Annotated in this window: 11 protein-coding genes; all 11 read right to left on the bottom strand. The window is 31.8% G+C overall.

Translation table 11 applies throughout. From position 1 onward, the window contains the following. Positions 1–34 precede the first annotated feature (34 nt). Entirely contained in the window at positions 35–898 is an 864-nt protein-coding gene (locus NP781_RS00590; RefSeq protein ID WP_257521183.1) for an NAD-dependent epimerase/dehydratase family protein, read from the bottom strand. Positions 899–914: 16 nt separating this feature from the next. After that, on the bottom strand, positions 915–1,646 hold the full coding sequence (locus NP781_RS00585) for a class I SAM-dependent methyltransferase (protein WP_257521182.1): 732 nt from the start codon (positions 1,644–1,646) through the stop codon (positions 915–917). 145 nt (positions 1,647–1,791) lie between these two features. Beyond that, entirely contained in the window at positions 1,792–2,934 is a 1,143-nt protein-coding gene (gene rffA, locus NP781_RS00580) for a dTDP-4-amino-4,6-dideoxygalactose transaminase (protein WP_257521181.1), read from the bottom strand. Continuing rightward, entirely contained in the window at positions 2,927–3,802 is an 876-nt protein-coding gene (gene rfbA, locus NP781_RS00575; protein WP_257521180.1) for a glucose-1-phosphate thymidylyltransferase RfbA, read from the bottom strand. The genes rffA and rfbA overlap by 8 nt, the downstream gene beginning before the upstream one ends. Beyond that, positions 3,799–5,982, bottom strand: a complete 2,184-nt coding sequence (locus NP781_RS00570; protein ID WP_257521179.1) for a glycosyltransferase — start codon at positions 5,980–5,982, stop codon at positions 3,799–3,801. Before NP781_RS00570 ends, rfbA begins: the two co-directional genes overlap by 4 nt. Before the next feature lie 1,091 nt (positions 5,983–7,073). Then, on the bottom strand, positions 7,074–7,754 hold the full coding sequence (locus tag NP781_RS00565; protein ID WP_257521178.1) for an acylneuraminate cytidylyltransferase family protein: 681 nt from the start codon (positions 7,752–7,754) through the stop codon (positions 7,074–7,076). Between the two features lies 1 nt (position 7,755). Beyond that, positions 7,756–8,868, bottom strand: a complete 1,113-nt coding sequence (locus tag NP781_RS00560; protein ID WP_257521177.1) for an N-acetyl sugar amidotransferase — start codon at positions 8,866–8,868, stop codon at positions 7,756–7,758. A 108-nt stretch (positions 8,869–8,976) separates the two neighbouring features. Next, positions 8,977–10,023 (bottom strand): nucleotidyltransferase family protein, encoded by a 1,047-nt coding sequence (locus NP781_RS00555; protein WP_257521176.1) that lies wholly within the window; start codon positions 10,021–10,023, stop codon positions 8,977–8,979. Positions 10,024–10,027: 4 nt separating this feature from the next. After that, positions 10,028–10,651: an acetyltransferase gene (locus NP781_RS00550; protein WP_257521175.1), complete on the bottom strand. Its 624-nt coding sequence runs from the start codon at positions 10,649–10,651 to the stop codon at positions 10,028–10,030. Beyond that, positions 10,644–11,723, bottom strand: coding sequence for an N-acetylneuraminate synthase (gene neuB, locus NP781_RS00545; protein WP_257521174.1), 1,080 nt, complete (start codon positions 11,721–11,723; stop codon positions 10,644–10,646). Before neuB ends, NP781_RS00550 begins: the two co-directional genes overlap by 8 nt. Then, positions 11,720–12,847 carry a UDP-N-acetylglucosamine 2-epimerase gene (gene neuC / locus NP781_RS00540; RefSeq protein ID WP_257521173.1) on the bottom strand — a complete coding sequence of 376 codons (1,128 nt, stop codon included), beginning with the start codon at positions 12,845–12,847 and terminating at the stop codon, positions 11,720–11,722. Before neuC ends, neuB begins: the two co-directional genes overlap by 4 nt. Between the last annotated feature and the right edge of the window lies 1 nt (position 12,848).

Here is a 12,848-nt window from a genome sequence, read left to right as displayed (position 1 = left end):
TTCTCACCTGCTATTTTTATGACATGGCAACTTTTTATTTATTATAGAGATTCTTTTTAATTAACCTTATACCATGATACAAATCAATTTGAGGAATGTAATTTACTAAGTTAAATATTTTAATACGATCCGTAGGGATATACACTTTTTTTATATTTTCTTTCATCGAATCGAAACAAATTTCCCCTTTCTTCTCAAACACCTCATAAGCAATAGATGCTATTTGACTTAAACTATAGTTTTGCAGGTCACAACACGGGAAGCTACCTACTATTTCACTATCTATTAATCTAATAATAATATCCACCAAGTCTCTGACGTGTAAAAAATTTCTGGTTACATCTAAGTCTCCATATATAATAATATCTTCGCCTCTACTAGCTTTATCTATAATATAATAGAAAAGTGGTTGATGTTTCTTTGCTTCCCCGAACTCATCATAAATTTGTGCACATATTAGTTCAACAAAATCAATTCCCTCGTTTTTACATATTAACTCTAAATAATCTGATCCATGCTTTTTTGATATACCATAAGATCCATAATATTCATTTTCAATATGTTTATAGGTGAATATACTAGATAAGTAAATAATTTTTTTACAGTTAAGCTTAGTGGATAAATTTGCAATTTGAATAGCCCCTAAGGAATTAATAATTACGTTTTTAGTACATCCCTCCGTATCATCCCCATAAAAGCTTGCTGCGCAATGAACAATTACATCCACTTTTATATCCTTATTCAATATTTTCGTATCCATTTTCTCAAAATCAATATATATGTCTAAATCGTTTCCATTTCTACCTGCAGTGAATACATTATAAATCCCTTGATTTCTTAATTGATTAATAAGTCGCTTACCTATCATGGAATTATTTCCAATTACAAGAATATTCATATTCCCACCTATTTATTCATTTATTTTCCAAACATATCCCCACTAAAATTGCTGCACATAATTCTGGATAGTTAATACCTACTTTAAGCATTGAATTTAAAATTTCTTTCGAAAGCTCTAGATCTTTAATCTGTTGAGTTGTAATCGGTTTAAGAAAAATTCCCTCAACATGCTTAATGCAATATCCATTTCGAATACATACATCCTTCAATTTTTCAAGATTATATATTCGCTTATGACCTAACTGTAAATCTGCTTCGGTTAGTTCGGACATATTATTAATTAACCCAGCTTCATAACCAAACCGTTTATTTAGAGCGTCACTGTTAGGTACTGCTATATATACTGTACCGTTTGGTTTTAACATTTTTTTATATTTTTCTAGTATTAAATCCGGATTTTCTACATGCTCTAAAATAAATCCCATAACTATCACATCAAACTTTTCATCAGTTTCAAACTCTTCAAAATAGGAGTGAACAATATTCATACTTTCTGCTTCTTTATGTTTTTGTAAAAAGTCAGAAATTATTTCTAGCGATCCATCCACAACAACGTGTTTTTTAAAGCTTTTTGAGAAAATCACAGAGGTATATCCATGACCTAATCCTAGTTCTAAAATAGACTCTCCTGTAACATGATTTAAAACCCTTTTAGGGTACCAGTTTAACATCAATTCATTATCCAAAGAATAAGCAAAACTGTCACTATACGCCTCTGAATAGTCATCTAAATAATTTTTTTTCATAAATTAACCCTCTCTATATTTCCATCTTTAAATAGTTACAATTTTATTTTTAAAATCGGGTGACATTTATTTAAATTTTCCTTTTTTTTAAATACCGACTGATAAGTGCAAGGCTAAGAGTAAATACGATCAAAAGATGGTGAAGTCAAACCACATATTTGTACATTAAAAAACCCTTAATTATGTTTACAATTTCAATAATATCTTGATTAGATAGTTCTAAATGTAATGGCAATCTTAAAAGTCTATTGCTTTCATCGGTTGTCCATTCATCATCAGAAGAGAAACGTCCATATTTCATACCAGCAGGTGCTGTGTGTAATGGAACATAATGAAATGATGAACTTACTTTGTTTTCTTTTAAATAATTTATGAGGCCAATTTTTTCTTTTTTATCTTTAACCTTAATATAAAAAATGTGACCATTATGTGTTATCCCCTCTGGTATAACAGGTAAAGTTATTCCCATTTCTGTTACTAAAGGTTTAAGTGTTTCATAATAAACATTCCATTTTTCCAGCCTACGATGTAATAATGTACTCATATCATCTAATTGAGCATATAAATATGCAGCAGTTAATTCATTCGGTAAGTATGATGATCCTATATCTTGCCAGGTATATTTATCGACTTCTCCTCGGAAAAATTGTGAGCGATTTGTACCTTTTTCTCGAATTATTTCAGCTCGTTTCATAAATCGCTCATCATTAATGAGCAATGCTCCACCTTCTCCAGAAACAAAATTTTTTGTTTCATGAAAACTATATGTTCCTAAATGACCAATTGTCCCAAGCATTTTACCTTTATATGTAGACATTAACCCTTGTGCAGCATCTTCAACAACAAATAGTTTATAACGATTGGCAATATCCATAATAGTATCCATTTCGCATCCAACACCAGCATAATGTACAGGTACAATTACTTTTGTATGCTCAGTAATTGCAGCTTCGATTTTAGTCTCATCAATATTCATTGTATCCGGTCGAATATCAACAAAGACAATTTTCGCACCCCTTAGCACAAATGCATTTGCAGTTGAAACAAATGTATAGGATGGCATAATAACTTCATCGCCTGGCCGAACATCTAATAGTAGAGCTGCCATCTCAAGAGCATGTGTGCAACTCGTCGTTAATAAAGCTTTTTTTGCTCCTGTATTCTTCTCTAACCACTCATGACAAAGCCTAGTATATTTACCATCTCCAGCAAGATGTCTACTATTCACGACATCTTGTATATACTCAACTTCTTTCCCAGTTACTGGTGGCACGTTAAACTTAATCATAACTTTCTCCTACTAATTCAATTAGATATTGACCATAACTATTTTTATTGTATGCTTTTACTATTTCTGTTAACTGGTCTTTTGTAATCCATCCATTGTTATAAGCTATTTCTTCTAGGCAAGCAATCTTGTAGCCCTGCCTCTTTTCAATTGTTTCAACAAATTGTCCAGCCTCTAATAAGCTACTAAACGTACCTGTGTCTAGCCATGTAAAACCTCGGCCCAATATTCCCACTTTTAATTCTTTTCGCTCTAGGTACACTTTATTGATATCCGTAATTTCAAGTTCTCCACGTGCAGATGGGTGTAGCTGTTTCGCTATTTCAATCACCGAAGAGTCGTAGAAATATAATCCAGTAACAGCATAATTTGATTTTGGTTGAAGTGGCTTCTCTTCTATTGAAATAGCATTCATATGATTATCAAATTCCACTACCCCAAAGCGCTCTGGGTCCTTCACAGCGTATCCAAATACCATCGCTCCTTTTTGAATGTCAGTTGCACTTTTTAATACCGGTGTAAACCCTTGTCCATAGAAAATATTATCTCCTAATATTAAGCAAACTGAATTATCACCTATAAAATCCTCAGCTAGTATAAATGCCTCTGCAATGCCATTAGGTACTTCTTGAATATAATACTCAATCTGAATCCCTAGTTGTTCTCCATTACCTAGTAATTTTTTATAAAGTGGTTTATCATTTGGAGTTGTAATAATGCAGATTTCCTTAATGCCACTTAACATCAATACAGATAAGGGGTAATAAATCATCGGTTTGTCATATATCGGTAGTAGATGTTTAGAAATTGATTTTGTTAATGGAAATAGTCTTGAACCCGTTCCTCCTGCTAGTAAAATCCCTCTCACTTCTCTTTACTCCTCTTTTCAAATCTTTGTTTAGCTAGTTCAAAAATCTTTTTTAAATCTTCATTTGTATTTTTAAATGAAAAATAGTCCTCTATACGCCTAAACATTGAATATGACCTTTCTTCGTAGTATTTAATATCATTTTTTAATTTTAAAATCTCCTGAGGATATTCATTCAAACATATACAATTATCCTTTCCAGCAAATTCACCAACATCTGAAACAGGGTTGTTTGTAATAATAGGCAATCTAGCTTTCATTGCCCATGCAGCACTGGTTCCTCCTGCTTGGCGGACTGGATTGACATAAACATCACATATTTTATAAAAATCAAATAATTGTTTCTCATACGGTATAAAAATTATTCTCTTCTCGACTATATATCTTCCATAATTATTTTTTATAATTGATATATTCTTTACACCAACAATTAACCACTTAATATCCTTATCACTATCTAAAGTTTCAATTATTCTATCTACAAATTCTACTGTGATTTCTGATTCCAATCTATTTCCAACAGTAACTATTACAAAATCTGAATCCGATAATTTATACATAGCACGGCTTTTTATCGTAGTACTTTTAGGTGTTTCTACACCTATTCTATGATGATAATATTCTTGTTGTATAATATTTTGTTCATCATACATTCGTTTCATATCATATTCATGGTATCCACCTGTAAATATATCTACAAACTCACAATCTTCTGCTCCACCCATTGTATGACTAATTATGGGGAAGTAAGGATATAATAAATCCACACTTATGTTATAAATTGAACTCATTTTATAAATAATAGATGGTCGGAAACTAGCAATCGCATTCATATCCTGCTGAATTCGTTTTTTTCTTTCTAATTTACTATCAGAGTAATACACTTCTATCTCTGAATGTAGAAATTCTTTATGCTGTTCATGACACATAGCTGAATTAGCTGATGTAAAAATATTCATCCAAGTTAATTCCCCTGGTGAATAATTCGCCCAATCCTCCACAAAAATTTTAATTTCTAATTCTGGATTATACTTTTTCAACATGTTTGCATAATCTATAGCCCATTTTGTAGGGGCATGACTGATTCCTAAAAGCTGCCCTGAAACAATAGCAACTCTATTACTAATTCTTTTTTGTACTTTTGGAAGATAAACTTTTTTTCTAAAAAAATGGTTTATCTTTCCCATTAAACACATGCGATCCTTAGATAATTCACTATATGTATTTTGATTTAGCATAGATTGATAAAATAAACTATTTGTGATTAGCGCATGAACTTGAATCGGATTCAATACATTATAATTCTTTTTTAAAAATGTATATTGTCTCTTCAATGCTGATTTGTCTTCAAGTAACATACAAAAATAATTATAATCTGCAAATGTTTGTAGTGGCAGAGTCTCAGTATCAATATATTCAATAATGTAATTTAATAATTCATCCTTTTTATTAACTTTAACTGCATGGGTTAAAATACTTCGTAAATAATAATTTTTATCCTCTAATGAAAATGTTTCTATGCTCATGAAAAATTTTAATAATTGATACATTCCGAACGATTCGAAAAGGTAAGTAACGGGGTCGTCTTCTATATGCAAATCATCATTTTGAAAATAATTTTTATTATTTAAAGAAAAGTTTGTTTCTATTGACCCTCCATCAATTTCAAATATAGAATCAAATCTCAACTTTTCAACTTTCTCTATTTTTATATACTTAACAGGTTCAATCTCGTTAAATAGTCGATTTAAATATAAAAATTTTAAGTAATCTAAGTCTATTTTGTTATTGTCATGAATGTAAATTTTGTTTAATCTCAATTTCTCCATATTCGTTCGAAGAACCTTTAGCATAAAATTATAATCCTTCAGAGTATCAGTTAATAGCTCGACATTTTTCGTAATAATAATAACCGCATCTAATAATTCCGCATAAAATTTAGCACAGAAGTGACCAAGGTCTGCTACATTTGTTTGTAATACAATTGATGTATTTAATAGATCAACTCCTACCTCTTTTTGTAAAGTATTTATTATCGCTTCAACAATATCTGGAAACATTTCATTGACAGAGAATTGATAGTTATAGATTTCAAATTTATCTGGTACTTCATTAGAGAAGGATTCAAAATCTTCAACTGTTAAACTTTTCGAAAAAAGATTGATTAGTATTTTTTTCATATATATCTCCCATTCTTTAGTAGTAAGGATTATACTCAAAAACCTTCGTGAGCTGTTAAACACATTTTAAAACTAATAATGTGTACTTGCTGTCAATTTAAAGTTATAGAAACCCACTTATTGGTGGTATATAGACTGAGAGCATAAAGTCTTTTGTATACTCTTTCGTTTGTTAGGGTAAATTAGAAGAATGATTTTTATAATCATGGCTAACTGCCACATCCGCTACACAGCGCAAACTTTTCACTAAAAGTATAAAAACTCCTAAAATTATGAAACAAGTGTGTAAACGTAGCACTTTCAGACAGTAACTACGAATCCATATTTGATTAAATTTTCATCTATATATTCAATGATTAATACTTAGAGTTTTAAACAAAGATATTCTACTGTAGATTCCTGTATTTTGTTGATTTTACGATTAAATATCTGAACCGCTTAACATATTTGTTCGCTTTAGGATAGAATAAAAACTTAAAATTCAACAATTGTATATTGGGTTTCTTAGTCACCGAATACTTCACCTGTTTCGTAATCTAGTACACAATCAGTTTCATGCCTTGATGACGACCATATGTATAAATCTTTTTTGCTTACCTTTAGCAAACCACTTGTTAGAAATCTTTTGGGAATCTTTAATCACTGACTCTTCTTCAATCAAAATGCTGTCTATATGTCTGTTAAGGAGCTTTTAATAACCGTTTCATATACTTCTTTAAAAAGCTCTTGTTTCGCTACATCCGCTTTTTCCAATGTGTATGTTGGTTTCGTATAAGAGATACAGTAGGTCACGTGTACCGAGGTCGGTGTATTTAACTTGATACTTCTGTTCAATCCATTTTCAAACGAGTGGTGCTATCCAGTTCATTTCTATAGGAAAACCCACATCCATAGGTCTGCATTCGAAAACCGTTTGATACACATGTTGTTTCTGTTCAGGTGTTGAAAGTTTTGGACGACCCATCACAAATTTTCCCGCAAGACTAGCTAAATCTTTTTCATAGTAAGCTTTTCAATAAATTAAAAGCTGTTACTAGTGATACCCCTTAATAAGAGGCAATTTTCCCATAGGCTTGACTTCTAACTCTCAGTTAAAAGTAATATTTGTTGAATATTTGCTCGCATAAAAAAAAATCCATCTCCGTATCGATATCTAATGACCGCTCTTTTGACATAATATATGCTTTGGTTTCGCTAGTTAAAAATGACCGTTCTTTTAGTAATGCATCCACCTTTGCCACATATATCGCCCCGTTTAAAGCATAGACATCTGGTAAATCCTGACGTCTCTCTATTACGTGGCTCTGCTCAAAAAGTGGCTTCATATTCCCATGATTGACTGTATACATCCAATACGGAGACTTTTCTGATTCCGATACAGAAACACAATAATTGGCTTGTTGCTCTAATATATATTCGATACACCCATCAATATCTTCAATTTTTCTTAGGGGGGATGTGGGTTGCAATAAAACAACATAATCATATCCTGGACATTGTTCAATCGCGTGTAAAACTGGAGCAATTCCTGGAGTATCATCCTGTGCTAATTCTAGCGGACGAACAAAAGGAACATCACATCCATGTTGCTTTGCAATATCAATTATTTCTGGATCTTCTGAAGATAAGATTGTTCTAGTTATATATTTTGATTTTTTTGCCTCTTTAATTGTCCATGCAATTAGTGGTTTTCCAGCAAACATCCTTATGTTTTTTCGTACCACCCCTTTTGAACCTCCACGAGCTGGTATTATTGCTAAAATAGACACCATTTTAATTCTCCCAAATTGGATTTTTCAAAACCCATTCTCCAAATTTATTTTTCTCAAATATTTCATTATTATAAAATGAATCTATAATAGAATAAAAATCTGTTAGAGTGTATCCTAAAAAATCACAAAATTCTTTTACCGATCTTTGATCAATTCTATGATCATATTTTTTTACTAAATCTATACCTTCATCTCTAGAAATCAGTCCATATCGAATAAATTTTGATGCATAATCCGTAGCACTTGCATGTCCAAATTTAGGATATTTCAACCATGGATGAATTAAGTAGGCAGGTGTTTCTATTTGATCAAAATTTTCAAATGTATGCTCCCTAGTCCATTCATGCGATAAATCTTTGAATCCATTTTTCTTTGCAAAAATATAATTTGCATAACTATTCCATCTAACAAAATAACTTAGGTAAATTGGATTTAATTTATCAATGACCTCTTGATTAGGCGGTTTACAAAAAATTAAATCATTAATTGAAATATTATCATCTAGTAATTCATCATACGGAATATCTGAAGCTACACCATTATTTAATTGATTTTTAGCAGAATATGTTTCTATTCTCTCTTTACCACCATATTCATAGCTAATATTTTCGCCATAAATAATTAGAGGTATATTAAATTTATTTGCAATATGAAGAGGGTAAGTATAAATCAAACGATCAATATACCATGTAGGTTTACCATATTTTTCGAAAGTTTTTTTCATTATTGCCTTCTGTGCTTTACGATTAGGCTTAAGAGTTATTAGGTGGCATCCAAATCTTTCTGAAATATTTTGTAAGTTATGTTTACCCGCACTAGTCATCTCAAAATTGTCTTCAACTGAAACTAATAATGGATTCATATTCATTATCTCTTTGAAATAGTGTACTTGAAAATGACTGTCCTTTCCGCCACTCACCGCAATAATACAATCATATTCGCCTTCATTATTTCTACGATATTTATTGCAAATATCATCTAAATTTTTTCTTCGCTCATTCCAATTTGTTAGATCTTTTTGCTCTTCTGCACGACAAGCCTGACATATTCCCACTTCATCAAAATAAATCCCAGGTCTAGTATCTGGCATCACACATTTTTTACAATAATTCATCTTAACTTTCCCTCTCTTGCTTTTAATTATATTTATCAAACCAATAATTTACTCTAAATGGTGCGTGAGTTACTTAAAATACTTCGTAAAAATATTTTTTATATACTATTATCTTTTAATAGGCGAATAATCTTTTTGGGCTTTTTCAAAATCATCAACATGACCAATATCTAACCAATACTCTCTTATAGGAAACACTGTTGTTTGTTGTTTGTTAGATATAATTCTTTGAAATAAATCGGGCATATCAAAAAATTCATCCTTCGGAATATATTCAAATACCTCTGGATTTAATATATATATTCCTGCATTTACAAATTTTTTATGTACAGGCTTTTCATGTATAGAAATCAAATTTGGTCCATCCGTTTCAATTACTCCAAATGGAATTTGGTATTCATATTCACGCACGCACATAGTTGCAATAGATTGATGTTCTATATGAAATTGCATTAGCTGATCAAAATTTACCTGTGTTAATAAATCGCCATTCATCACAAAAAAGGGTCTCGTCGGTCTATTTTCTAATAATGAAAGTGCACCAGCTGTTCCCATTCTTTTGTTTTCTTCAATATACTCAATCGTCACATCAAAAGCTTCTCCATTTTGAAAATAATCCTGGATTACTTCCTTTTTGTAATTTACGGAGAAAATAAAATGCGAATAGCCATATTGTTTAAAACCTTCAAGGATGGTTTCTAAAATCGGTTTATTCCCTATTTTCAACATTGGCTTGGGTATATTATTAGTTAAGGGGCGCAATCTAGTACCTAATCCCCCTAGCATTAAAACGACTGTATTTTTATTTAATGAAGTGGCTAAATTATCCGCAAATATAATATCTATTATTCTATTAAATTCATCGACAATCGGTAGCTGCTTTAGCATTTTAGATTTCATTAATTGCTTATATTTATGATACTTTAATCCACTTCTCGCGCTTATTGGGGTTGGATTCATAATAGATGTAATCGGCACATCAAGCCCTTCTCCTCGTAAAATACCACGGCGAATATCCCCATCCGTTACTGTTCCTAGTAAGCGCTGTTTTTCATCAACGACCACCGCAAATTGTAAAGATGAATCATCAATAATTTTCATTGTATTTAATAATGTATCCTTGTTAGTAACTATTGCTTTTTTCCATTGTTTCATAAAGCTACACTTCCTTTGCAGGTACACCCATTGCTTTACTACCAGAAGGAATGTTATGAACAACTACTGATCCAGCGCCAATTAAACAATTAGATCCTATGTGGATTCCCTGAATAATTGTTGTCCCCGTACCAATATGTGTCCCTTGCTGTATATGGACGCCTCCTGATACTTTAGTGCCTGGTGCAATATGTATGTGGGTACCAATATGACAATCATGATCAATTAGCGCACCTGTATTTATAATACTATTATCGGCAATACTCGTATTTGTTTGAATAATAGAACCTGCCATTATTTGTACTCCTGTCCCCAATTTTACAGAGGGAGCAATAATAGCAGATGGATGAATAACAGATCTAAAATGATAATTTTTATTGACATAAGTATAAAATATTTTTTCTCGTAATGGTGACGGCTTAATTGTTCCTATTCCAAGTACTAGTTCAATGTCATTCGATTTATAGCTCTCTATCGCTTCATCTGTTCCTAAGTAAGATAAATGAAATATATTATCCTCATGAGTAGGTGCAGTGAAACCGATAATCGTTTGCTTTTGTGCAAGCAAAATTTCAGTTAATACAGAAGCATGTCCACCATTCCCAATGATAATAATAGGTTTATTCATCTATTAACGCATCCTCATCATATGATTTTAAAGCTGTTTCTCCAATATATGACCAGTACTTCGAAGGCGCAATGCCAAGTCCAGGCCTTTTTACAGTTAAATTATCTGTAGTAAATAATTCGCCTGCTTTTATAGGCGTTTTAGCAACTAGACTTTTGCGAGCAGGCATACGATTTTGTAACTCAATAGTAGTGGGTTTTTTAATACCATCACCTAATGCTAACTCTACATCCCTAATTCCTTTTACCATTGCCTTTAACTCTACTGGATTTAAGGATGCAATATGATCTGGACCTTCTAATGTTTTATCCAACGTAAAGTGCTTTTCTATTATCTTAGCTCCCATACTAACAGCAACTATGGGAATATTAATACCTTCTGAATGGTCAGATAAACCAATAGGTAGATTAAAAATTTTCACCATTTCATTCATTGCTCTTAAATTTATAGAATCTATTGGTGCTGGATATTGTGTCGTACAATGTAATAATGTTACATATTTTTTTAATGCTTCTTTGGCTTCTTTCGTCTCATAAAAAGCACCCACATGTTTCAATATCACTGGTTCATTAGGTTGAGCTAAACCATAAGCAATAAACGCCAATGCTTCATTAATTTCCTCAATAGTAGCCATACCAGTTGATAAAATAATTTGCTTCCTTTTAGTCGCAATATAATGAATGAAAGGTGCATTTGTTAATTCTCCCGAAGGAATTTTAGCCTTTGTAATTGCTAATTCATCAAGCAAAAAATCGACACTCTCAAAATCAAAAGGTGTCGACAGAAATTCAATTTGCTCTTTTTGACAAAACGACTGTAATTCAACAAATTCATTGTAGGTTAATTCCAGCTTTTTTAACATCGCAAATTGAGACGAAGCCTCTCCTAAATTTTCAATTTGGTAAGCTGCTTGCTGTGCTTGCTTTGTTACTAGGTTCTCAGCTTTAAAAGTTTGAAATTTTACTGCATCTGCTCCTGCTTCTTTAGCAACCTTAACTAGCTCCTTTGCCATTTCTAATGAGCCATTATGGTTGACGCCTGCCTCAGCAATGATATATGTGTTCTTTTTCATAAATCATAAAACTCCTTTTGCACAGAAAATGATGGTAAATTACGTAATATTTTCAATATTTTCTTTGATACTTTCCCATCACCAAAAATATGTTCATATTCACCTCTGAATTTCCTTGCTTTTTCAATAGTGGAATAAATCTCATCAGCATATATCTCGGTATTAAACACCGAATTTGGTTGCTCTCTGCCAGCTTGACGGGTTCCACAATTAACTGTAGGTGTCTCTAAATAAGGCACTTCAATTAGACCACTGGAGGAATTTCCGATCACCACTTCAGCATACTTCACTGCACTTAAATAATTTAATTGACCAAGCGAATCATATAGTTTAGCATTACTGTGTTTTAATACAAATTGTTGGATAGCATCATTAATTCTGCGTCCACCATTATCCGCATTTGATTTAGTAAATAACAAATTAATATCAGGATATTTTTCTAATACTGTTAATAATTCATAAATCCCATCTGTTTGTCCATTCGTTTCAGGATGATAAGTAATTAAAAACATAGGACGATGCTCATTGAGCTCTAGATATTGATATAGTTCATGTTTCGTCAGGAGATTTAAATTTATAATGTTTTCTATACCAATTGCACCGACATTTATAACACGATCTGGAGATTCACCTAATTGAATAACTCGTTTACGATGTGATTCTGTACTTGTAAAATGCCAAGTAGACATTTTTGTAATAGAATGACGAATAGCATCATCGTACGCACCAAAAGTACATTCACCACCATGAATATGTGCAATAGGAATTTGCATAATAAGTGCCGTTTGAGCAACTGCTAGCATTTCAAAACGATCGCCTAAAATAATTATTAAATCAGGTTGTAAACGGTTAAATGCATCTGCAAAACCAATTGAAGCCAGTCCTATCGATTTAACGATGCCAGTGGCCGAGTCAGCAGATAACAGTATTTCTACTTTTTCATCAATTAAAAAACCATCATTTTCAATTTGTTTATATGTGTTCCCAAACTCTGGAGATAAATGCATGCCTGTTACGACCATTTGTAATTCAAAATTATTATCTTCTTTAATTTCCCTTGCAAGGTTTGACAGTAAACCATACTCTGCTCTAGTTCCAGTTACAATACAAATTTTTCTTTTCAAT

The sequence above is a fragment of the Lysinibacillus sp. FN11 genome, assembly GCF_024628845.1.
Lineage (GTDB): Bacteria > Bacillota > Bacilli > Bacillales_A > Planococcaceae > Lysinibacillus > Lysinibacillus capsici.
The sequence above is the reverse complement of the archived record's forward strand: the minus strand, read 5'-3'. Positions and strand labels throughout refer to the sequence as shown.